Raw genomic sequence first — 24,563 nt, forward strand, 5'->3', positions numbered from 1 at the left:
ATTTCCTGCGCTATTTCTGATCACATATTTACTGTGATTGGTATAATTTTCTCTGTCTCACTAAAAAGGTCAGCCTAGTGCTGGCCTTTTTGTTATCTCGGTGTTTTATCCTGCTCACTCTCCCATATTTGGTCTTATAAACTGCTTATTACAAGCAAGCCGAGCCTTTATAGCGATGCCGACTATACTCAAGAGTGCAGTAATTAAGGTAGTTTAACTCACCTGAGGATAGTGTTATGAAACACCAACAACCCCTGCTGCTTGCCGCCACGCTGGCTCTCTTGGCTGGTGCCGCCCAGGCTGCAGATAAACAGGCCTTACTCGAAGACGCACTCAATGCGGCGCCGCCGACCCTGAGGGATAAGGTTACAGTGATGGACTGGGACAATAATGTCCTGCAAAAGGGTAGTGTCGACTATACCTGTTTCCCGACCCCGCCTAGTCTGCAAGGCACGGCACCTATGTGTATGGATGGGCCCTGGATGGAGTGGGCCGACGCCTGGATGAATAAGAAGCCGTTTCAGGCCAAGGCTGTGGGTATTTCCTATATGCTGGCCGGTGATGGTGGCGCGAGCAATACCGATCCCTATGCCGAGGGCGAAACCGCCGATAATCAGTGGATTGTCGAGGGGCCGCACCTGATGATCATCATGCCGGATCCTGCCTTGCTCGACAGTCTGCCAACCGACCCTTACGCCGGTGGCCCCTACGTGATGTGGAAGGGCACACCTTACGCGCACATCATGGTACCGGTTGGCCCGAGAAAATAGGCCTTGGATTTTTTGCTAAATACTCATTTTAACGCCCGCAAGGGCGTTTTTTATGTGAGTTTTTAAACTACCGTCGATTGTATCTCGCCATCGACCAGCTTAGTGGTGAGGCGATCGCCTGTGCTGACATCTTGAGTGCTGTGCAGCACCTTGCCCTGTGCGTCTAGGGTGATGCTATAGCCACGGCTCAGGGTCGCCAGTGGGCTGACGGTTTCCAGTTGGTGAGCGGCATATTGCAGCGACTTTTCCGCCATCTTGAGCTTGGCCTGCATGGCGCCGTGCAACCTTTGACTCTGGTGGCTCAGGCGGCTCGATGCCAGGGCGAGCTGATGACTGGGGGAAACCTGATTTAATCTGGCGTGCAGGGATTGCTGGTGACGCTCTAACTTGTGCAACTTGGCGGTTAATGCGGCGTTGAGCCTAAGCTGTAGCTCGTCGAATCTCTGCTCATACTGCTCTAGGCGGCGCTTGGGATCTTGTCGCTCTAATCTATGGTGCAGCTGGCTGAAACGCTGGGCCTGTTTTAGCCCATAGTGCTGCCAACCCTGCTTGAGGCGTGTCATGGCCATCTTGAGCTTATCGGCCTTGCTGAGCGCATCCTGAGAGAGCAGTTCAGCCGCGGCAGAAGGGGTAGGGGCGCGTAGATCGGCGACATAGTCGCTGATGGTGGTGTCTACCTCATGGCCCACCGCCGAGACCACGGGCAGGGCGCTGTTATAGATGGTGTGGGCCAGGGCCTCGCTGTTGAAACACCAGAGATCTTCTAGGGAACCGCCGCCACGGGTGAGCAGCAGCACATCCACTTCCATCCGGTCGTTGGCCTGCATGATGGCATGGATTAGTGACTTATCGGCGTGTTCGCCCTGTACCTGGCTGGGGTAGATGATCACCTCGATAGAAGGGTCGCGTCTTTGCAGGACATGGAGCACGTCTCTGATGGCGGCGCCGGTGGCAGAGGTGATCACCCCGATGCGTTGAATGTTTTCTGGTAGCGGGCGCTTGGTGTCGGCGGCAAACAGGCCCTCGGCGGCCAGCTTCATCTTGAGGGCTTCATACTGCTGAGCCAGTAAACCATCGCCGGCGGGGAGCATGGATTCTATGATCAGCTGATAGTCGCCCCTGGGCTCATAGACGCTGATGGCGCCCTTGACCAATACCTGCTGGCCATTGGCCGGGCGGAAGGTGACCGCACGATTGCGCCCCTTAAACATGGCGGCGCGGATCTGGGCGTAATTGTCCTTTAGGGTGAGATACCAGTGGCCTGAGCTGGGGGCCGAAAAATTGGATATTTCTGCTTCGAGCCAGACTTTACCCAGTTCACCTTCGAGTAATTGCCGCACTTCTCCATTGAGGCGCGATACGGTGTAAACATTATTTTTCGGCATTTTCATAGATATTTTGCTACTAAAGCGACTTTTTTACTATTTTCCATTTACCACACCCAATATGCAAGGTATAATCCCGCCGCAATATTTTACCTCTTATATCACCTACATGGGGAGATGTTGCCATGCTACGTTTAAAAAAAGAAGCACTAACCTTTGATGATGTGTTGCTTGTTCCTGCACACTCGACCGTACTCCCTAACACTGCCGTTCTTAAGACTCGTTTAACCCAGAAGATCGAACTCAATATGCCTATCGTGTCTGCAGCCATGGATACCGTGACTGAAGCGCGCCTTGCCATCGCCATGGCACAGGAAGGTGGTATTGGTTTCATCCATAAAAATATGAGCATAGAGCAGCAGGCCGAGCAAGTTCGCCAGGTAAAGATCTATGAAGCGGGTATCGTTCAGCAACCTGTAACGGTCACGCCTAATACGACACTTGAGCAGCTTAAAGCGCTTACGGAGAAGAACGGCTTTGCCGGTTACCCAGTGATTGACGAAGCCAATGAGTTGGTGGGTATCATCACGGGTCGTGACGTACGTTTCATCACCGACTGGTCTCGCACCGTCGACAAGGTAATGACGCCGAAAGAGCGTCTGGTGACAGTGCCTGAAGGCACGCCGCTGGATGAAGTGCAGAAGTTGATGCACGCTCACCGCGTCGAGAAAGTCCTAGTTGTCGATGGCGACTTCCGTCTCAAGGGCCTTATCACAGTTAAAGATTTCCAAAAAGCCGAGCGTAAGCCTAACGCCTGTAAGGATGAGTTAGGTCGTTTACGTGTGGGCGCGGCTGTAGGTGCAGGTGCCGGTAACGAAGAGCGTGTCGATGCGCTGGTAAAAGCCGGTATCGACGTGCTGCTTATCGATTCATCTCATGGTCACTCTGAAGGCGTGTTGCAGCGTATTCGTGACACCCGCTCCAAATACCCAGATCTTCAGATCGTGGGCGGTAACGTGGCCACGGCCGAAGGTGCCCTGGCACTGGTCGAGGCCGGTGTGAACGCGGTTAAGGTGGGTATCGGTCCTGGCTCTATCTGTACTACCCGTATCGTTACCGGTGTGGGCGTACCGCAGATCACCGCCGTTTCTGATGCGGCCGCTGCGGTTAAGCACTTAGATATCCCTGTTATCGCCGATGGTGGCATCCGCTTCTCTGGTGACCTGGCTAAGGCGCTGGCAGCCGGTGCATCATGCATCATGGCGGGCTCTATGTTTGCCGGTACCGACGAGGCGCCAGGTGAGACAGAGCTATACAACGGCCGTGCCTACAAGTCATACCGCGGCATGGGCTCATTGGGCGCCATGACACAAGGTTCTTCTGACCGTTACTTCCAAAGCGATAACGCTGCCGACAAGCTGGTACCCGAGGGTATCGAAGGTCGCGTACCTTACAAGGGTAAGCTGAAGGAGATCATCCACCAGTACATGGGCGGCCTACGTTCATGCATGGGCCTCACAGGTTGTCCTACCATTAAAGATCTTAATGAGAAGGCGGAATTTGTGAAGGTAACCTCGGCGGGTATGGGTGAGTCCCACGTTCACGACGTGACCATCAGCAAAGAAGCCCCTAACTATCGCAGCGGTTCTTAATTATTGAAATCAGGCAGTGTCATTGAAAAATACACTGCCTTTTCTTAAGCCAGGTCTTAATAAATGACATTGGCGAAAAATCTGAAAGATAAAAGGTAAAGCATGAGCAACATTCATGATCATAAGATCCTTATCCTCGATTTTGGATCTCAGTACACGCAATTAATTGCCCGCCGTATCCGTGAGATCGGTGTTTACTGTGAGCTTTGGGCCTGGGATGTGTCTGAAGAGCAGATCAAAGCCTTTGCGCCTAACGGTATTATTTTGGCCGGTGGCCCAGAGAGCGTCACCGCCGACAACTCGCCTCGTGCCCCTGAATATGTGTTTAACGCCGGCGTGCCTGTACTCGGCATCTGCTATGGCATGCAGACCATGTCAGAGCAGCTGGGCGGCAAGGTAATTCAAGGCATTGGCGAAGGTGAGTTCGGCTATGCCCAGGTTGAAGTTCAGGCGGCTTCAGAGCTGTTCAAGAGCATCGAAGATGCGGTCAGTGACAGCGGTAAGGCGTTGCTGGACGTATGGATGAGCCATGGTGACAAGGTCTCTGAGATCCCAGAAGGTTTCGTGACAGTTGCTAAGACAGATACCTGTCCTTATGCGGCCATGGCTAACGAAGAGAAGCGTTTCTACGGCGTACAGTTCCACCCAGAGGTGACCCACACCCGTCAGGGCAAGCGTATGCTGGAGCATTTCGCCCTGGATATCTGTCAGTGTGAGGCTAATTGGAAGCCGGCTTCTATCATCGAAGACGCGGTTGCTCGCATCAAGGAGCAGGTGGGTGATGACGAGGTTATCCTGGGTCTGTCAGGTGGTGTCGACTCTTCGGTGGTGGCCATGCTGCTACACCGCGCCATCGGCAGCAAGCTGACCTGTGTGTTTGTCGACAACGGTCTGCTGCGTCTGAACGAGGCCGACCAGGTCCTCGAGATGTTTGGCGATCACTTTGGTCTTAACATAGTTCACGTCGATGCCGAATCTCGTTTCCTCGATGCCTTAGCAGGCGAGGCCGACCCAGAAGCCAAGCGTAAGATCATCGGTAAGGTGTTTGTCGATATCTTCGACGAAGAGTCGCGCAAGTGTGTTAACGCCAAGTGGCTGGCACAGGGCACCATCTACCCGGATGTTATCGAATCGGCGGGCAGTGCAACAGGCAAGGCGCACGTGATTAAGTCACACCATAACGTCGGCGGTCTGCCGGATGATATGGAGCTGGGTCTGGTCGAGCCGCTGCGTGAGCTGTTTAAGGATGAGGTGCGTAAGATAGGTCTAGAACTCGGCCTGCCTTACAACATGCTCTACCGTCACCCATTCCCTGGCCCAGGCCTGGGGGTACGTGTACTGGGTGAAGTGAAGAAAGAGTACTGTGATCTGCTGCGCCGCGCCGATGCTATCTTCATCGAAGAGCTGCACAAGGCCGACCTGTACAACAAGGTGAGCCAGGCCTTTACCGTCTTCCTGCCGGTTCGCAGTGTAGGCGTGATGGGTGATGGTCGTAAGTATGACTGGGTTGTATCGCTGCGTGCGGTAGAAACCATCGACTTCATGACGGCCCATTGGGCACATCTGCCATACGATTTCCTCGGCAGAGTCTCAAACCGTATCATCAATGAGATCGACGGCATCTCTCGCGTGGTTTACGATATCTCAGGTAAGCCACCTGCAACCATCGAGTGGGAATAATTTCGCGATAGGTTGAGATGATTGATGAAAGGGGCATAGCGATATGCCCTTTTTATTTGAGTGACATTATTGGCCTGGCCGGTAGGCCCAGGTAAAAACATCATCCTTAAAAAATGGCCGTGTGAACCTAAGTAATAGAGAGCAGATGAGTAAGGCAGTAGAAGAGCAAGCCAGCCTGGAGCAGCAGGCGGTAAAAGATGAAGCCTATATGCGTCAAGCGATGGCACTGGCCGCCGAGGCCGAGTCGCGGGGGGAGGTCCCCGTGGGCGCGCTATTGGTGAAAGACGATAGAGTGATAGCCACAGGCTTTAACCTTAGCATCTGTCGTCATGATGCCAGTGCCCACGCCGAGATGGAGTGCATTCGCGCCGCGGGTCAGGCGGTGGAGAACTATCGTCTGCTCGATACCACCCTCTATGTGACCTTAGAGCCCTGCGCCATGTGCGCCGGTGCCATGGTGCATGCCAGGATCGCGCGTTTGGTGTATGGCGCGGCCGATCTCAAGACGGGCGCGGCGGGGAGTGTGGTGGATCTGGTGCGCAGCAGCGCCTTCAATCATCAGTTAACCGTGACCTCAGGCGTGTTGGCCGAGGAGTGCGGCGAGCAGCTCAGCGCCTTCTTTCGTCGGCGGCGTCAGGAGAAGAAGGCGCTGAAGATGGCAGAAAAAAAACAAGGGCAATAGCCCTTGTTTTTATTTGTCGGTCACTCAATTTTTTAGCCCGGTTGATTGTCGTTATCGGGATGCTTAATAAAAGTGAAGTACTGTTTCTGCCTGTTAATCGTATGCTGGTGGCGTATTTTAAGCAGGGTTCTTCTACGTGAAGACAGATTATTTAAGGCTTTTTTTCTCATAATGAACCTCCATTAGGCCGCTGCGCTATCTCTATCACAAGCTTTAGCTCATTAATCGGGTTGACTCGCTGAAACCTCGCTTTGTGATTGTTTTTCGGCCGTTTGTTGCGTTTCCACCATTTCATCTTGTAACTGTTGATTCTGATTGTCAATCCAAACCAGGGTGTCGTAGTAGCGTCTGATGTTATCTACATAGTGAACGGCTTCGCTGCCGCGGGCATAGCCATAGCGCGTCTGCTTGTAGTATTTGCGCTTCTGCAGCAGGGGCAATACTTTTTTCAAATCCCGCCAGGCACTTGGGTTTAGTCCCATAGACTGCGCCAGCTTACGCGCATCTTCCACATGGCCATAGCCTATGTTGTAGGAAGCCAGCGCAAACCACATGCGTTGATTGTCGGGAATCGACTCTGGCAGGCGATTGAGGATGTCGCTCAGGTATTTGGCGCCGCCACGTATGCTCTGCTCTGGGTCCAGACGGTTGTCGATCCCCATCTGCTTGGCCGTGGGCAGGGTAAGCATCATCATGCCGCGCACCCCGGTGGGAGAGCGGGCGTTGGGATTCCAATGGGACTCCTGATAGGCGGTGGCCGCCAGTTTACGCCAGTCAAGGTCACCTGCGTATTCGACAAAGTTGTCGCGATACTTGGGCAGCCTGCTGTCGATGGCCCTTAGGAAGGCACGGGTGTCCACATAGTCGAAACGCTTCACATGGGCGAAATACTTCTCGTTGAGATGGGCCAGGGTGCCGGCTCGCTTCTCCTGGTGCCAGAAACTCAGCAAGTCGCTCATCAGCTGATCGCTGCCGTTGGGGGGCAGCAGCCAGACCACGGCCTGACCTTCACGCAGAACCGGGCCGGCCCTGAGTTCCGGCATGTAGCGGCGGTTGATCTCGAAGGTGGTCGAATCGGCAATGGTGTAGCTTATCTCGTCGCGGGCGATCATCGCCAGCAGCTCTTCGCTGTCCTTGTCGCCTTGCTGATCCCATACCAGCTCGGGGTAGAGTTTTTGCAGCTCGGCCAGGGTCTCGATAAAGGAAGAGTCTGAAACCACGGTGATGTTATCCTCCAGCTGACTCACGTCCGTCGGGTATTTGGCCCCCTGCTTGTAGACCAGTACCTGATTAACATAGTAGAGCGGCGGGCCAAGCCTGAATTGTTCTCGGCGGCTCTGGGTATCAGCCAGTCCGGCGGCGATCAGATCGATCTCACCATTTCGCATCGCCTGGTAGAGATCGCCTATGGTGGGGTAGGGCAGCATGTTGAGCGTGAGACCCTGATGCTCGGCAAAACGCGCCGCCATCTCATAGTCGAAGCCGGCGAGTCCCTGGCCCGTGGTCACATAGATCTGCGCGCCGTAGAGGGTGCCGACATTGAGCTGGGTTTTGGGCTGGGTCTCAACCACTTTTGCTGGTTCCACGCGCTCGCCCTGACAAGCCGTCAGTAGCGATACACAGTATAGAATCAGCAGGAGAGTTCTCATTAAGTTACTATTTTTTAATCCATTTTATAAAAATCGGCTGACGATTATATCACAAGCTGTTCAAAGGCAATAATGGCGATTATTTCGGCTGAAATTGTTTGTTGGTCTATGGATGATTTTGGCGTTTAGCCCACTTAAGTATGGGGCATGAATTTAGCGCCGCGCCAGTTTCTTTAAAACGTAAAGCTGTTTTCGCGCTATGGTGATAATAAATCGAAGGAAACGCCGTTTTGAAGCCATGCTACGGATGATTTGTGCCCCACATTTCCCTATAATAGCGCCAGATCTGACCCTGCAATTATAAATAATAAGGTGAAAAGACGTGATGGAGATCATCCGCGGAGCCCCTGCATTATCAGCGTTTAGAGTCCAAAAACTAATGGAGGCCTGTCAGAGTGCGGCGCTTCCAGTACAAGATATCTATGCTGAGTTCATACATTTAGCCGATTTGACAGAGGCATTGGATGCTGGTGAAACCCAGCAGCTGGCCAAACTGTTAACCTATGGACCTGCGATCGAAGCACATGCGCCCCAAGGCAATTTGTACTTCGTAACGCCGCGTCCGGGCACCATCTCTCCATGGTCGTCTAAAGCGACCGACATCGCTCATAACTGTGGTTTGAACAAGGTAAAGCGCTTAGAGCGTGGTATCGCCTACTATGTTCAGGCCGATAATCTGGATGAAGCCCAGCAAAAACAGCTGCTGGGTCTGCTGCACGACCGTATGGTCGAGGTGGTTATGCCAGATTTCGAGCAGGCGAGCAGCCTGTTTGCCCGCACCGAGCCTGCGGTCTTTACCAGTGTCGACGTACTGGGTGAAGGCAAGACGGCACTGGAAGCGGCCAACGTTAAGCTGGGTCTGGCGCTGGCGCCGGATGAGATTGACTACCTGGTAGAGAACTTCCAGCGTCTGGGTCGTAACCCTAACGATGTCGAGCTGATGATGTTTGCCCAGGCGAACTCAGAGCATTGCCGTCACAAGATCTTCAACGCCGACTGGACCATCGACGGCGAGGTGCAGCCAAAGTCGCTGTTCAAGATGATCAAGAACACCTTCGAGAAGACCCCTGAACACGTGTTATCTGCCTATAAAGATAACGCCGCCGTGATGGAAGGTTCTGTCGCCGGTCGTTTCTTCCCCGAGCCAAACGGGGTTTATGCCTATCACACAGAGCCGATGCATATCCTGATGAAGGTGGAGACCCATAACCACCCGACAGCCATCAGCCCATACCCAGGTGCGGCGACAGGTTCTGGCGGTGAGATCCGCGACGAAGGCGCAACCGGTCGCGGCTCTAAGCCAAAGGCCGGCCTCACCGGCTTTAGCGTATCAAACCTCAAGATCCCAGGCTTCGTTCAGCCATGGGAAGGCGATTATGGTAAGCCAGATCGCATCGTTACCGCGCTGGATATCATGACCGAAGGCCCACTGGGCGGCGCGGCCTTTAACAACGAATTTGGTCGTCCGGCGCTGCTGGGCTACTTCCGTACCTATGAGCAGGAAGTCTCGAGCCACAACGGCGTCGAGGTACGTGGTTATCACAAGCCGATCATGCTGGCCGGTGGCCTGGGTAACATCCGCGAAGAGCATGTGCAGAAGGGTGAGATCACCGTCGGCGCTAAGCTTATCGTGCTGGGTGGCCCTGCGATGAACATCGGCCTTGGCGGCGGCGCGGCTTCCTCTATGGCCTCTGGTCAGTCGAGCGAAGATCTCGATTTCGCCTCGGTGCAGCGTGACAACCCAGAGATGGAGCGTCGCTGTCAGGAGGTGATCGATCGCTGCTGGCAGATGGGCGAGGCTAACCCAATTCAATTTATCCACGACGTGGGCGCGGGTGGTCTGTCAAACGCCTTCCCTGAGTTGGTGGATGACGGCGGACGCGGTGGTCGTTTCGAGCTGCGTAACGTGCCATCAGACGAGCCGGGCATGAGTCCGCTGGAGATCTGGTGTAACGAGTCTCAGGAGCGTTATGTGCTGTCTGTGGCGCCGGAAAATCTAGCATTATTCACCGCCATCTGTGAGCGCGAGCGCGCCCCATTTGCCGTGGTGGGTGAGGCAACCGAGGAGCGTCACCTGACCCTGTCAGACGAGCACTTCGACAACAAGCCTATCGATCTGCCGCTGGAAGTTCTGCTAGGCAAGGCGCCTAAGATGAGCCGTGACGTGGTGTCGCAAAAGGCGGATTCGCCTGCATTGGCGCAAGCGTCTATCGAACTCAAAGAGGCGGTGCGCCGCGTGCTGCGTCTGCCTACCGTTGCCGAGAAGACCTTCCTGATCACCATTGGTGACCGCACGGTAACCGGCCTGGTCAATCGCGACCAGATGGTGGGTCCTTGGCAGGTGCCTGTGGCCGACTGCGCCGTGACAGCCTCTAGTTTTGATTCTTACAGCGGTGAAGCCATGTCGATGGGCGAGCGCACGCCGCTGGCACTGCTGGACTTTGGCGCCTCGGCGCGTATGGCGGTGGCCGAATCTATCATGAACATCGCCGGCAGTGATATCGGCTCACTCAAGCGTATCAAGCTGTCGGCCAACTGGATGTCTGCGGCGGGTCACCCGGGTGAAGACGCGGGTCTGTACGAGGCGGTCAAGGCCGTGGGCGAAGAGTTGTGTCCTGAGCTGGATCTCACCATCCCAGTGGGTAAAGACTCCATGTCGATGAAGACGGCCTGGCAGGATGGCAATGAAGATAAGACGGTAACCTCGCCTATGTCGCTGGTGATCACTGCCTTTGGCGCGGTGCAGGATATTCGCAAGACGGTTACCCCTGAGCTGAGAAGCGACAAGGGTGAAACCGAGCTGTTATTGGTCGATCTTAGCCAGGGCGAGCATCGCCTGGGCGGTTCCTGTGTGGCCCAGGTCTACGGCCAGCTGGGAGACAAGGCGCCAGACTTAGCCGATGCGGCCCTGCTGCGTGGCTTCTTTGAGGTGACTCAGTCGCTGGTGGCCGACAAGGCGCTGCTGGCCTATCACGATCGCAGCGACGGTGGCTTGTTCACCACCTTAGTTGAGATGGCCTTTGCCGGTAACACGGGTCTGGATGTGGATCTCAGCGCGCTGAGCGGTACTCACCTCGAGCGTCTGTTCAACGAAGAGCTGGGCGCGGTTATCCAGGTGCGCGCCGGTGACAGCGAGGCGATCAAGGCGCAGTACCAGGCGGCAGGCGTGGCCTGCTACGCGGTTGCCAAGCCGGTGGCTGGCGACAGCATCATCATCCGCGACGCAGCGACCGAGGTGTTAGCCGAGTCACGCACCGAGCTACGTACCATCTGGGCCGAGACCACCTACCGCATGCAGGCGATGCGTGATAACCCAGAGTGTGCGCTGGAAGAGTTCAAGCTTAAGCAGGTGGCAGATGCCCCAGGCCTGACCGTCGACCTTAAGTTCGACCCGAGCGAAGATATCGCCGCGCCTTATATCCTCAAGGGAACGGCGCCTAAGATGGCGATTCTGCGTGAGCAGGGGGTTAACTCTCATCTTGAGATGGCTGCCGCCTTCGACCGTGCCGGCTTCGAGAGCCGCGACGTGCATATGTCTGACATCCTCTCCGGCCGTATCAGCCTAGAAGAGTTCCAGGGCCTGGCGGCTTGTGGTGGCTTCTCCTACGGTGACGTATTGGGCGCAGGTGAAGGGTGGGCTAAGTCGATTCTGTTCAACGGCCGTGCCCGTGAAGAGTTCAGCCGCTTCTTCGAGCGCAGCGACAGCTTCGCCCTCGGGGTATGTAACGGTTGTCAGATGCTGTCTAACCTGAAAGATATCATCCCGGGTACCGAGCACTGGCCACACTTCGTGCGTAACCGCTCCGAGCGATTCGAGGCCCGTTTCAGCCTGGTAGAAGTGCAGAAGAGTCCATCTTTCTTCTTCGAAGGCATGGAAGGCTCACGTATGCCAATCGCCGTGTCTCACGGTGAGGGTCGCGCCGAGTTCGCATCGCCTGAGGCGCTGGCGGCCGCAGAGGCCTCTGGCACAGTCGCGCTGCGTTTTGTTGATGGCCATGGTCAGATAGCGACGCAATACCCAGAGAACCCTAACGGCTCACCAAACGCGTTAACCGGTATCTGTAGCAGCGACGGTCGTGTCACCATCATGATGCCACACCCTGAGCGCGTATTTAGAACCGTTGCCAACTCATGGCATCCTGATGAGTGGGGTGAAGACAGCCCATGGATGAGAATGTTCAGAAACGTCAGAGCTAAATTAGGTTAACCTGAGCTTGTCAGCTTGATGGATGCAAAAAGGGCCTCGAAATTTCGAGGCCCTTTTTTTATACCCATAAAGGGTTAACTTAAAATCTTACATATACATGCACTTAGTCTTACTTTATTACATCCTGAACTGCTAAATAGGCATAAAGAAGCCATACTGCCGGTTTTCACTCTTAATTCACGCAAATAATGCTTAATGGGATCAGCCCTGAAAATGGCTAAAAGGCGAACTGGTTTGTTTAGTATCTGCTAAACTAGCCTGAAATCATCTAAACCGAGTCGTTAGAAAGTAAAAAGCCACCGCCTTCGAGAAGAAAACGGTGGCCGTTTTGCGCTAACAAAACTTCAAGTAATGATGGGGTTAAGGGCTATTTACAGCTCTCTTGCAGTATAGAGTTCAACAAAAGTGCGCTTGTAGCTGTTAACTAGACGTTCAAATAGGTTTTTCATAACGGATTCTCCACACAGTGATTAATGATGTGAGCGGAGTGTGGCTTGCCGGGCAACTTCACCGGGTTGATTGGGCCGTCTCCTTAACACAGGGATATAGTAAGCAAATACCGCCTCGACGACAAACGATTAAAATTCCAGTATCGCATTAGTATTTTTAATGCTGTTTGTGTTTTTTTAATCGATTTGATTGGGTTTGCGCTTTATATCTTTTTGTTTTTATGTGCTTTTGTGGGTTTTTATTTGTTGGTTTTGGGTTATTAATACTAACCCTTGATTTGTTAAAATTTGTTAAATATTGTTTTTTGTCTGATGTTTGGTGAAGTTTGGTAAAAATAGCCTTTTTATCAAAATTCAAGGCGTTCCTATCATATGTGTAATGTTTTGGCAAGCTTGTTGTCGGGTGAAGTGTGGCGCCGTCCGCAAAACCCACTATCCGCGCCGTGATTGATTGATTTGAATCAATTTTGAATGGTATAAAATGGCTAGGGTACGTTTGATATGCCTTGTTATAAGTTTTTGAAAAAAATGATTTAAATTGATTTTCTCTGCCGTTTTATGAGATGTGAGCTTAAAAACCAAACGGTTTTGTGAGCCACCTCTCAAAAACCGGGGCGAGAGGGCCTTTTTGGGCGTCAAGGACGTTTGAGAGAGGCAAAAAGTTAAAATTTGGCGGTTTGTGAGATTCAGGTCTGACAAATTACTTGAATAATAAAATTCCTAATTAGGCATTTTTCCGGGTTGATGGGGATCTAACCCTGAAGAATGATCGCACCACCTAAGGAGTCACTGATGATTGTTGAAGAGGTTGTAGAGCTCTCGCGCTTACAGTTTGCGCTGACAGCTATGTATCACTTCCTGTTTGTACCTTTGACCTTGGGGCTGGCGTTCTTGCTGGCCATTATGGAATCACTCTATGTGATGACCAATAAGCAGATCTATAAAGATATGACCAAGTTCTGGGGTAAGTTGTTTGGTATTAACTTTGCCCTGGGTGTTACCACAGGTCTGGCGATGGAGTTCCAGTTCGGAACCAACTGGTCATACTATTCTCACTATGTGGGTGACATCTTCGGTGCACCGCTGGCTATCGAAGGCTTGATGGCCTTCTTCCTGGAATCGACCCTTGTCGGTATGTTCTTCTTTGGTTGGGACAGATTCAGTAAGCGTCAACACCTGGCGGTCACCTGGTTGGTGGCACTGGGTTCAAACATGTCGGCGCTGTGGATCCTGGTCGCCAACGGCTGGATGCAGAACCCTGTGGGTAGTGTGTTCAACTACGAAACCATGCGTATGGAGATGACCAGCTTCGCCGAGGTGCTGTTTAACCCGGTTGCCCAGGTGAAGTTTGTTCATACCGTCGCGTCTGGTTATGTGGCCGGTGCCATGTTTGTACTGGCGATTAGCTCATACTACATCCTAAAGAAGCGTGACCTGCCGTTTGCCCGTCGCTCTTTTGCCATCGCGGCCAGCTTCGGTATGGCGTCTATCCTGTCGGTTATCGTACTGGGTGACGAGTCAGGCTATAAGGTGGGTGAGGCCCAGCGCGTTAAGCTGGCGGCTATCGAAGCCGAGTGGCACACAGAACCTGCACCTGCGGCCTTTACTGCGGTGGGTTTCCCGAATCAGGAAACCATGCACACAGATTATGCCATCAAGATCCCATACGCCATGGGTATCATCGCGACCCGCTCTATCGATGAAGAGGTTACCGGTATTCGTGACCTTATCGTCGAGCACGAGGAGCGTATTCGCAACGGCATGAAGGCATATGCCATGTTGACCGAGCTGCGCGCCGGTAACGAAACCCCAGAGCTTCGTGCGGCCTTCGAAGAAGCTAAAGTCGACTTAGGATATGGCCTGCTGCTGAAGCGTTACACAGACAATGTGGTTGATGCCACCGAGGAGCAGATCAAGGCGGCCGCCAAGGACTCAATCCCATCGGTTGCGCCTATGTTCTGGAGCTTCCGTGTGATGGTTGGTCTGGGTGTCATTATGCTGTTCGTGTTTGCGGCGGCCTTCTGGCAGAGCACACGTCATCAGATCGAAGAGAAGCCTTGGGTACTTAAGGCGGCGCTATACAGCCTGCCACTGCCTTGGATCGCCATCGAGTGTGGTTGGTTCGTCGCCGAGTACGGCCGTCAGCCTTGGACCATCTCCGAGGTGCTGCCAACCTTCATGTCGGCTTCTAGCCTAAGCGCGGCGGATCTCTGGTTCAGTATCATCTCTATCACTCTGTTCTACACTGTGCTGTTGGTGATCGAGCTGTTCTTGATGATCAAGTTTGCACGTAAGGGACCTAGCAGTCTCAAGACGGGCCGTTATCACTTTGAAAACCTAGAAGCTTAAACCGGAGATCTGATTATGTTTGATTATGAAATATTAAGATTTGTCTGGTGGGCGCTCATTGGTGTGCTGTTCATCGGATTCGCCGTCACCGACGGTTTCGACATGGGCGTGGGTGCCTTGTTACCTATCATAGGTAAGGACGATACCGAACGTCGTATTATGATCAACTCGATCGCCCCGCACTGGGACGGTAACCAGGTGTGGCTGATCACCGCAGGTGGCGCGCTGTTTGCGGCCTGGCCTATGGTGTATGCGGTCTCCTTCTCTGGCTTCTATGTGGCCATGATGTTGGTGCTGTTTGCCCTGTTCCTGCGCCCTGTGGGCTTCGATTACCGCTCTAAGATCGAAGATCCAAGATGGCGTAAGGCCTGGGACTGGGCGCTGTTTGTGGGTGGCTTCGTTCCGCCGCTCATCATAGGCGTTGCTTTTGGTAACCTGCTGCAAGGCGTACCGTTTAACTTCGACGAGTACCTGCGTGCGACCTACCACGGTGGTTTGTTCGGCCTGCTAAACCCCTTCGGTCTGCTGGCCGGTCTGGTGAGCGTATCGATGATCATCATGCAAGGCGCCTCTTGGTTACAGATGAAGACAGAAGGCGAGCTGCGTGTGCGTGCGGCGACGGCGACTCAGGTAGCTGCGGCGCTGGTAGCCGTACTCTTTACCTTGGCCGGTGTATGGCTGGCTAATGGTATCGACGGCTATGTGGTGACCTCGACTATCGACACCCACGGCGCGTCTAACCCAGCCCTTAAGACGGTTGCGGTAGAGGCGGGTGCCTGGCTGGCCAACTACGACAAGTATCCAGTGACCATGCTGTTCCCAATCCTGGGTATCGCCATGCCTGTACTGGCGCTGCTGGCGAGTCGTTTCAATCGCTCTGGTTTTGCCTTCCTGTTCAGCTCACTGGCGGTAGCCATGGTGATCCTGACCTGTGGTGCGGCCATGTTCCCGTTCGTGATGCCATCATCACTCGAGCCAAATGTGAGTCTGACCATGTGGGATGCGACCGCGAGTCACATGACACTGACGGTAATGACCTGGGCGGCGGCGATATTTGTTCCTATCGTGCTAAGCTACACCCTTTGGACTTACTTCAAGATGTTTGGCCGCCTGAGTCGTAGCTACATCGAAGACAACAAGACGTCACTTTACTAACAGGAGCCGACACTATGTGGTATTTTGCTTGGATATTAGGCATTTTGCTGGCGTGTTCTTTCGGTATCATCAACGCCTTGTGGTTAGAGAATACTGAGAACATGGATAGGGATTCTGAGCTTAACGATTAAGCCATGAATCGCGATTGATGAGAAACCCCGTATGAGAATACGGGGTTTTTTATTGCCCGTGGTTTAGGCGCACGGGCTAACGTTTTGGATTGACAGTGGTTTAGCGTTTGGTGGTATTTGTGTTGGCTGGGGATTTGAAGGTCGAACTTTTGTTGATGTTTAGTGCTTGCCGCAGACTTCATTGGCGTTTGTTGAGATCATTTTAAGGTTGTACCTTCATGGCAACCTAACGCCTGCCCGGCGGGGGGGAGTGGTATTTGCGTATGGCAGTAATTGGTATTGGCTAGTACATTGAAGGTCACACTTTCATGGCTACCTATAGCCTGCGGCTCGCTTATGTGCAGATACATTTGCTACACGCCGTGAATCCATCCGTGGAGGCTCGACGATGGCATCCCTGCCATCGACGTCCGCAAATGCATCTACACTGGGTGTCCAACGTCTCTTCGATTTAGCGGTATGTGATACGAGTAGCTAATCAGCTAGAGGATGTTACTTCATAGTAACTTAGTGTCTACCCAGCGGGGGAAATGTGGGAATGCTTTCGGGTTGTAGCGTTTGGCTGCTTGGGTATTTACTATGGACATGAAAGTCACACCTTCATGGTTATCTAACGCCTGCCCGGCGGGGGATGTGTATATACGCCTGTGAGACGCCGTGAATAAGTCCCTTTAGGCTCTGCCGAAACATCTGATTTGAAAGGACTCACGAATGCCGCGTTGACATGGATGTTAAAGAGCGGCCCTGTCACGGAAGCTCACTGGCGTATCTACACTCGGTATCTAACGTTTCTTCGATTTGGCCTCATTTGATGTGAGTAGGAGGGCTAGGTGAGTGTTCGGCAGGTTGCCAAACCCTACTCGCTAGACTGCGCATCTATGGAGGTATAATGGGATATTGAAAAAAAGCGCCCCTTTCGCTTCCTACTATGTAATCTTGCGATTCTCGCTTTGTTTTCGGGCTGCTTATTTTCTCCTTGTTATGTAATGCTGTTATTGATATAAATTTCAGATAGTTAAAAAAATTGCCGCGATGTACATTAGTAGGAAGTGATTTGCATAGGCGGCATTCTCGCTAATAAGCGTTAGGCATACATAAATAATGAGTTGGATTCAAACATTGGATGTAAAAATACAAGCCGCTCTAATAGCATCAATTGTGACATTGCTCGGAATTTTTCTGAAGGATTTCGTTTTTCAAAAATTAAAGGAGAAACGTGATCAATCGAAAAGTACGCAAGATGTGTATAAAAAATATGCGGAGCCCTTGGCGGCCGCAGCCGAAAGCATGTTTTGGAGGCTCAATGAAATATTTAATGTTAAGGGGCGGGCTCATTTCTTAATAAGAAGTGACATAATAACAGGTTTCGAAGATTACAAATATAAAAGTACACTGTATCGGTTGGCATCTCTTATCGGCTGGATTTATGCGATTAAAAAAGAACAATCTTACATGAAGCCTGTTGGTGCCGTGTCACAGGCATCTATATCAGAATCCATGCGTGTATTTGAGTCTGCCCTTGCCGATGGTCCTCATGTGGAAACTGAAAGGCTGACACGTCTTGTCGAATTATGGTCGCTAGAATGCTCTCCCCAAAAATCTATTGATTTGTCAATTGCTTTAGAAAAAAGGCACAAATCCTTCCTTAAAAGTAAGAGTGTTACTCTAGCCACAGAGCTTGGTGAGCAAGACTTATTCGATCTTTGTAAGGACTGTGCAGATTATTTATGTGGTCAGCTTGGTTGTAACCAAATTCGAGACGAATTGATTAAGGAAACAATGCAACAGTCTGCCCGACGACTTTCTATTCGTGAGGCGTGGATATATCGAGACTGGCAAGCGGGAATCGGGGAGTTGATGGTTCGTAAGTCGGAATCCGATGCAAGAGATTTTGATGTTATTGGATTTAAAGAGTTTGAATCGATGCTTGAGTCTAATGACCCAGAAATTTCTAAATGGATTTCTCGAATCGAAAATACTTTTAAGGATCTTGATATAGACAAATTGGATGGTCAGGATGTAAGGGTTGAACAAATACGGTCAACTTTTAAGGCCGTTGCCAAACTAATTGTCGAGATCAATAATTCGGGCTTAGAAGTGAGTCCGTTTGGAAACCAAACGATTGCTGCTGCTGAGGCAAACAATGCCTAACAAAGTGCTGCTAGGGACAAACCTATGCTGCGCTTCGGTTTGCCCCAGAGCACGGCGTTATGTTGCAATCGAGTTTTGGAGGAAATTTGCTTACTTATCTTGATGTTATTGATACAGCGATCAAAATTGGGTTAGGTGCTTTCATCTCGGCAATTTCGGGTTATGTGGTTCTTTGTAAAACAAACTCTCATGCTGTAGATAAAGAAAAACGAGAACGTTTTTATGCTATAAATGAAGAGAAAAAAGCTATGTATGTTGAGTTTCTATCGCAATCACATCAACTAGTTTATGAGCATATTCACGTAAGTAGTACCTTTGATACTCCAGAATATTTCGCATATTTGAAGTCGTACAACCATATTCAAGTCATTGGCAGTGATGATGTTCGTGTTAAAGCAAGTGAACTCTTTGACATTGTAAATCAATTCATACTATTGAATAAAAATAATCCTGATGAAAGTGTATATATGGCAATGAGGCAGGATGTAAATGTTAAAATTGGTGTTTTTCAAGCTGTAGCTAAAATAGATACAAAGCAATCGTATACAGTAACATAACAAAGCGTTCAAGACAGATTCACAACGCTTGGCATTTTCAGTTTGATTTAGCTTTAGCGGTTACGGCATAACGGTTTTGGTTAGGTGGTCGCGTTGTTACTTAACGCGGCCTTAGCCTATAGCAGTTTTAATCCGAATCTCACTCATTAGGTTAGGGCTAAAATTCTATCTCAAGAATGTTTAAAGCTTCGCACCAGGTCAAATCGAAGAGAGTGATAACTCGGTGTAAACACATTTGTGACCTTTCGAGGCATGGATGCCGAGGTAGAGCTCACAGGGAGGTGCTTGCAGCGTGTCACAAATGTGTTTGCACATAAGGCCTGCGGCAGGCAATTGATACACCATAAAGCCATGGTTACGGCTTGCATTGCCAATACTGAATTTGGCCGAATGTTAGATAGCTTTTGCTCTCAAAATTTTACGGAAGTGAGATTCTGCCCAATTTTAGTTGACCACTACAGACCACCACATAGATAGCCGAAATGGCTGAGCCTAACAGACATAAAAAAGCCGCTTTGAAGCGGCTTTTTTCGTTGAGATGAGCGTTAGCCAGTGTTTACGACTTAAACACGCTGATCTGTTGTTTGATGTCGGCGGCGATGGTGGAGAGGTTTTGGGCGGCGTCGACCGTGTCGCCGGCGCGCTGCTCGCCGTCGCGGGCCAGCTCGGTGATCTCATGTAGGTTGCGGGTGATCTCGTCGGCGACCGCGCTCTGCTGCTCGGTGGCGCTGGCGATGCTGCTCGATGCGATGGCTAATTCGCCGATGGCGATGGTGATCTGGTTGAGGTTGGTGGCGGCTTCTTCACCCTGGGTGGCCGAGGCGGTGCCCAGCTGGTGGCTCTGACCCATCTGCTCGGCGGTCACCTTTATTTGCTGCTGCAACCCGGTGATGGTTTGGCTGATCTCAGAGATCGAGGTCTGGGTGCGCTGCGCCAGGGTTCTCACCTCGTCGGCCACTACGGCGAAGCCACGGCCTTGCTCGCCTGCGCGGGCGGCCTCGATGGCGGCGTTGAGTGCCAGCAGGTTGGTCTGCTCGGCGATGCTGTTGATCACCTCGGTGACCTGGCTAATCGCCTCACTCTCCTTGCTGACGCTCTCGACGCTCTGGTGACTGGCGTCAAGCTGCTCGCTGAGTTTGCCAAGCCCCTGTACCAGCTGATCCAGCTGCTGGTGGCCGTCGCGTGAGGCGTTGTCGACCTGCTGGCTCTGCATCGCGCCTTCGCTGGCATGGTTGGCGACGTCACGCACCGAGGTGGACATCTCTTCGATGGCGGTGGCTATCTGGTCGGTTTGTGCCATCAGCGACTGGGCCTCTTCGCCGTTGAGCCGCGCCACTTCCTGGGCGCTGGCGGCCTGCTCCTCAAGGGTGTTGACCGAGACGCGCAGGGCGCCGACCAGTTCTCTTAGGCTCATGGCCATCTGGCGGGCGGCGTGGGTGATCTTATCGACCTCATTGTCTGTGTCCGGGCTGATCTGCGCAAACGCCTGGGTCAGATCGCCTTCGCCCAGGGCGGTGAGTTGGTGTTGCAGCTGACGCAGCGGGCGCAGGGTCTTAATCAGCACCATAGAGAGCAGCAGGGTGATCAGCAGCACACCGACGGCGGCGACACCGGCATTGATGCTCAGCAACTTAAGGCTCTCTTCGTTGAGCTCACGCTTCTTGGCCTGGCCAAGCAGGGTCCATTGCCAGCCTGGGATGGTGACGGCGTAGGCATACATGGGCTGCCCGTCGTGGTTGAGGTATTCGCTCTCCTCTCCGCCATGCTTGGCCTGCTCCAGACTTAACCCGTCGAGCATCGCCTCGGTCAGTATGGTGCCCGGTTCCTGGTTGGGCTGGGCGATGATGGCGTTATCTACGTTGCGGATCAGGGTAAAGTAGCCTGATTCTTCCAGCTTGAGCTGGTTCATCGAGCGTTGCAGTTCGGTCAGGGCGTCTGAGATATCGAAGCCGATATAGAGTATGCCTATGATGTCCCCCTGGGGGCCCTTGATGGGGCGGTAGACGGTCATATAGTCTCTGCCGAACAGTCTGGCATAGCCTTCATATTCTTTACCCGCGATCAGGGCGGCGTAGCCTGGGTGTTGCTTACCCAGATAGGTGCCAAGGGCGCGTTTGCCGTCGGCTTTTTTCAGTGAGGTGGAGATGCGGATAAAGTCGTCGCCATCGCGCACGAAGACGGTGGCGTTACCGCCGGTAAGGTTAGAGTAGCGATCCACTTTACTCTTGGAGGCGTTGATCTGCTCGCGCTCGTGTACCAGGGCGGGGGTGGGCTTACCCATCACCTTAACGGTTTTGTCTGGCTTAAAGAATTGCCCGGGGTACATGGCTCTGAGCACGTCGGCGTTGCGCCTGGCCAGGCTGAGGAAGCTGTTGTATTCGAGCTCAACCAGATCGGCTGTGTTATGCATCTGCGCCTTAACGGCCGTTTTACCTTTCTCTTCCAGCACGTCGGCGGCGGTGAGGTAGGAGACGCTGCTGAGAGTGGCAAAAACAACTATGGTGAGGATCAGGGCGAGGGCGCCTATCTGCTTGGCGATAGTCCAGTTCTTATAATTCATTTTGGTCATCCACCTTATGGTTATACTCCAGCCAATGTAACTAAGGTGGTATGAGATTGTTTTGACGTAGGTCTATTTAAGTAAACGAAAAAATGCGCGCCATGTTGGCAATTAGTCTAAATATGCACTGGATCACTCACCTCACTATGGGCGATCCAGTGCTGCTTAAACATTAGCCGTGCTGAAGCTCGGGCGCGGTCATCGTCTGGCGTTTGCGCATCAGTAGCTGATACATGGTCGGCACCCAGACCAGGGACAAGAGGGTGGTGAGCGCCGTACCGCCGGCGATGGCGATGGCAAAGGGAGGCCAGAAGCCGCCGCCTGCGATGATCAGCGGCAGGAAGCCGCCTATGGTGGTGATGGTGGTCGAGCCGATATGGCGGCCACAGCTGCTAACCACTTGGACGATGGCCTCGATACTCGCCTCACGTTTATTTGGCATATCCTCAAGCTCCGCCAGGATCACGATGGCGGCATTGATCGCCAGCCCCATCAGGCCCAGCAGGCCGATGATCACGGTAAAGCCGAACGGATAGTTAAACAGGTATACGGCCAGTAGCCCCAGGCCCGCCGACTGCACTGCGCTGAGCAGTATGATGCCGGTGAGGCGGAAGGAGTTGAACGACAGCACCACGGTCGCCAGCAGCAAAGTGATCACCAGGACTATGTTCGACAGCAGGTTACCCACAGCCTCGTTACGCTTGGCGCTCTCGCCGCCCACCTCGATACGATACCCGGCGGGCAGGGGGAGGGCGTCGACTCTCGCCTTCGCCTGGTCGAGCACCTGCTGGGGCAGCACGTCGCTCTCCAGGTAGGCCTCTATGATGTTGACCCGTTGGCCGTCACGCCTCGGGATGGCGCCCAGGCTGACATCGATACGGCTGCTGGCAAGGGCCGAGAGCGGAATACCGACGCCATTGTTTGACAGCAGGTTGATCTGCGACAGCTCGGTCTGCTGCTCGCGCATCAGATCTTGGGTCCGTACCCTGATGGGCAGGGATTCTGTCTGCTCGAGTATGCTGCCGCCGTTGATGCCCGTGGTGGCCATCTGGATCTGGTTGGCGATGTCGGTGAGGCTCAGGCCGCTCATCTTGCTGGCATCTTCGTTGATCTGAAACCAGACCTTGGGCGCGCCGGCGCTCAGGGTGGCACGGGTGTGTAGCACGTGCTCTGTGGTGATCAGAATTCGCCGCACCTCATCGCCAATCTCCCTCAGGGTATCCAGGTTGTGGCCATAGATACGCAGCTCCACCGGGGCATTGAAGGGCGGGCCCTGCTCAAGCTTGCGCACCAGGATCTGCGCCTCGGGAAACTCGCTGTCCAGCTGGGTTTGCAGCCTGGGGATCAACTGGTTGGCGCGCTCGAAGTCGGCGACCTTGATCATTGCCTGGGCATAGTTGGCCGCCCCTTGCTGGCGTTGCAGCAGGTTGTAGTAGAAGGAGGGCGCATTACCGCCGATCACCCAGTCGAGCCTCTGCATCTCACCTGTGGCCCTGAGTTTGGCATCGATACGACTCACCAGGGCACGGGTGTTGTCTATGCTGGACTGAGGCGCCAGGTGCACCTCTATCTGGAACATGTCTCTGTCTGAGGGCGGAAAGAACTGCTCCGTCATCTGCCCCGAGGCGATGAAGCCGGTTATCGGCAAAATGCCTATCACCACGCCTGCCAGCAGGGGGCGTTTGAGAGCGATATGTAGCGTAGCACTGAAGGCGCGGGCGATGACGGGGAAGTTGACGCCTCGCTGATACCAATGGCTGGCATCGCCCTCGGCGCCGAAGCGGCCCGCGAAGCCGGCGATCAGCGTATGGGAGATAAGATAGGAGCCCAGCAGAGCGAAGATCACCGAGATGGCGATGCCGCCGACAAATTCTCCCGCCGCACCCGGCATGAGTATGATGGGGGTAAAGGCCAGCATGGTGGTGATGGTGGAGCCCGCCAGCGGCAACCAGAGGTGTTTGAGGGTCTCGCCCACGGCGCTGATGCGATCCAGCCCCTGACGACGGCGCTGGGCGATGGCATCGACGATGACGATGGCATTATCCACCATGATCCCCAGCGCCACCACCAGACCCGTGACCGACATCTGATGAATCGGCAGGCCGACATATTTCATGCAGGCCAGAGTAAAGAGGGCGGTCAGCGGCAGCGACAGTGAGACGATCACCGCGTTACGCAGCCCCAGGGTCAGCATGAGCACTACCAGGATGATGATGAAGCCCAGCAGCAGGCTGGCGATGAGGTCGCTCAGGCGGGTAGTGGTGTAGCCCTCCTGGTCGAACAGCCACTGAATTTCCACGTTGGAGGAAAGATCCCCCTGTACCTTCTCGACCACGCCGTGCACCTGTTGCAGCCAGAGATCGACCCGGGTGTTGTTGAGCATGCGCGCAGACACCATGATCCCCTGAGCCTGCTCTATCAGGGCGATACTGGCGGCCGGGGTCTTGGGTTGTCGCTGCACGTTGGCTACCTCGCCGAGGCGGATGATCTGACCGTCATCATCCACCTTGAGCGGCACCTGCTTGATGCGGGTGACCGAGTTTAGCTCACCAGAGACCTCCACCAGGGCGCGAAAGGCGTCGTTGGTGATCTCGCCGGCGGACACCTTGGTGTCGGCATTGGCCAGGATCTGGGCGATAGCAGCGGCGCTCAGGCCGATGCGATTGACGTTTTGGGCGTCGATCTGTACCAAGATCTCTTCGGTGGGGGCGCCATAGAGTTTGACAAAGTCGGTGCCCGGGATCAGCCTGAGTTGGCTCTGCAGCTCCTTGGCATAACGGTTGAGGATATCCTGGCGAGGCTCACCGGCCCCTTTCCATACCAGGCCTAAGATGGCGGTATTGGCATAGCCCAGCTGATCGTCGAGCAGGGCATTCTGCGCTCCGGGGGGCAGCAGTGCCTTGGCGTCGTTGACCAGATCTCTGGCCCGAGACCAGACGGGATCGGTATCGGTTATCCTGTCTTTGAGCTCAAGCTGGATGACGGAGATCCCCGGACGCGAGGTGGACTGCACCAGCTTGAGTTCTTCTAAGCGTCTGAGCTGATTTTCCAGCACCTCGGTGACCAAGGCCTCCACTCGCTCCGCCGAGGCGCCGGGATATTGGGTGACCACAGAGGCAAAGCGGTTGGTGATGCTGGGATCTTCCATGCGGGGTAGGCTGGTAATGGCGCCTAGGCCCGCCACGATCAGCAGGGCGATGACCAGGCTGGCCAGACGGCCATTTTCGACTAAGGCTCTAATCATGA

At 53.5% G+C, this 24,563-nt stretch carries 15 protein-coding genes; 10 read left to right on the forward strand and 5 right to left on the reverse strand.

Annotated elements, in window-relative coordinates:
• Window positions 1-236: 236 nt before the first annotated feature.
• Window positions 237-770, forward strand: coding sequence for a hypothetical protein (locus DB48_RS12355; protein ID WP_041510582.1), 534 nt, complete (start codon window positions 237-239; stop codon window positions 768-770).
• A 62-nt stretch (window positions 771-832) separates the two neighbouring features.
• Here DB48_RS12355 and xseA read toward each other — a convergent pair whose 3' ends face one another.
• Window positions 833-2,161, reverse strand: coding sequence for an exodeoxyribonuclease VII large subunit (gene xseA / locus DB48_RS12360; RefSeq protein ID WP_041510583.1), 1,329 nt, complete (start codon window positions 2,159-2,161; stop codon window positions 833-835).
• Between the two features lie 119 nt (window positions 2,162-2,280).
• Here xseA and guaB point away from each other — a divergent pair, with 119 nt between their 5' ends.
• From guaB to tadA, 3 genes are all read left to right on the forward strand, one after another.
• Window positions 2,281-3,747 (forward strand): IMP dehydrogenase, encoded by a 1,467-nt coding sequence (gene guaB / locus DB48_RS12365; RefSeq protein WP_041510584.1) that lies wholly within the window; start codon window positions 2,281-2,283, stop codon window positions 3,745-3,747.
• A gap of 102 nt (window positions 3,748-3,849) precedes the next feature.
• Window positions 3,850-5,427 (forward strand): glutamine-hydrolyzing GMP synthase, encoded by a 1,578-nt coding sequence (guaA, locus tag DB48_RS12370; protein ID WP_041510585.1) that lies wholly within the window; start codon window positions 3,850-3,852, stop codon window positions 5,425-5,427.
• A 145-nt stretch (window positions 5,428-5,572) separates the two neighbouring features.
• A complete protein-coding gene (gene tadA / locus DB48_RS12375) occupies window positions 5,573-6,109 on the forward strand; it encodes a tRNA adenosine(34) deaminase TadA (protein WP_052813777.1) in 537 nt (178 codons plus the stop codon).
• Window positions 6,110-6,330: 221 nt separating this feature from the next.
• Here tadA and mltF read toward each other — a convergent pair whose 3' ends face one another.
• A complete protein-coding gene (gene mltF / locus DB48_RS12380; RefSeq protein WP_041510586.1) occupies window positions 6,331-7,758 on the reverse strand; it encodes a membrane-bound lytic murein transglycosylase MltF in 1,428 nt (475 codons plus the stop codon).
• 325 nt (window positions 7,759-8,083) lie between these two features.
• Between mltF and purL the strand changes: the two genes are divergently transcribed.
• Entirely contained in the window at window positions 8,084-11,965 is a 3,882-nt protein-coding gene (gene purL / locus DB48_RS12385) for a phosphoribosylformylglycinamidine synthase (RefSeq protein ID WP_041510587.1), read from the forward strand.
• 606 nt (window positions 11,966-12,571) lie between these two features.
• Here purL and DB48_RS20125 read toward each other — a convergent pair.
• The gene (locus tag DB48_RS20125) at window positions 12,572-12,847 is read right to left on the reverse strand and encodes a hypothetical protein (protein ID WP_152619153.1); all 276 of its coding nucleotides are present in this window, start codon (window positions 12,845-12,847) and stop codon (window positions 12,572-12,574) included.
• A gap of 359 nt (window positions 12,848-13,206) precedes the next feature.
• Here DB48_RS20125 and DB48_RS12390 point away from each other — a divergent pair, with 359 nt between their 5' ends.
• From DB48_RS12390 to DB48_RS12410, 5 genes are all read left to right on the forward strand, one after another.
• Window positions 13,207-14,763 (forward strand): cytochrome ubiquinol oxidase subunit I, encoded by a 1,557-nt coding sequence (locus DB48_RS12390; RefSeq protein WP_041510588.1) that lies wholly within the window; start codon window positions 13,207-13,209, stop codon window positions 14,761-14,763.
• 15 nt (window positions 14,764-14,778) lie between these two features.
• Window positions 14,779-15,918, forward strand: a complete 1,140-nt coding sequence (gene cydB, locus DB48_RS12395; RefSeq protein ID WP_041510589.1) for a cytochrome d ubiquinol oxidase subunit II — start codon at window positions 14,779-14,781, stop codon at window positions 15,916-15,918.
• Window positions 15,919-15,932: 14 nt separating this feature from the next.
• Window positions 15,933-16,049: a cytochrome bd-I oxidase subunit CydX gene (cydX, locus tag DB48_RS19925; RefSeq protein WP_041510590.1), complete on the forward strand. Its 117-nt coding sequence runs from the start codon at window positions 15,933-15,935 to the stop codon at window positions 16,047-16,049.
• Between the two features lie 1,101 nt (window positions 16,050-17,150).
• Window positions 17,151-18,200 (forward strand): hypothetical protein, encoded by a 1,050-nt coding sequence (locus DB48_RS12405; protein WP_041510591.1) that lies wholly within the window; start codon window positions 17,151-17,153, stop codon window positions 18,198-18,200.
• 59 nt (window positions 18,201-18,259) lie between these two features.
• A complete protein-coding gene (locus DB48_RS12410; protein ID WP_041510592.1) occupies window positions 18,260-18,757 on the forward strand; it encodes a hypothetical protein in 498 nt (165 codons plus the stop codon).
• A 556-nt stretch (window positions 18,758-19,313) separates the two neighbouring features.
• Here DB48_RS12410 and DB48_RS12415 read toward each other — a convergent pair.
• Together DB48_RS12415 and DB48_RS12420 are read right to left on the reverse strand one after the other, a co-directional pair.
• Window positions 19,314-21,317, reverse strand: a complete 2,004-nt coding sequence (locus tag DB48_RS12415; protein WP_041510593.1) for a methyl-accepting chemotaxis protein — start codon at window positions 21,315-21,317, stop codon at window positions 19,314-19,316.
• Window positions 21,318-21,489: 172 nt separating this feature from the next.
• Window positions 21,490-24,561, reverse strand: coding sequence for an efflux RND transporter permease subunit (locus DB48_RS12420; protein ID WP_041510594.1), 3,072 nt, complete (start codon window positions 24,559-24,561; stop codon window positions 21,490-21,492).
• Window positions 24,562-24,563: the final 2 nt, after the last annotated feature.

Origin of the sequence: Shewanella sp. cp20 (assembly GCF_000832025.1) — a bacterium.
Taxonomy (GTDB): domain Bacteria; phylum Pseudomonadota; class Gammaproteobacteria; order Enterobacterales; family Shewanellaceae; genus Shewanella.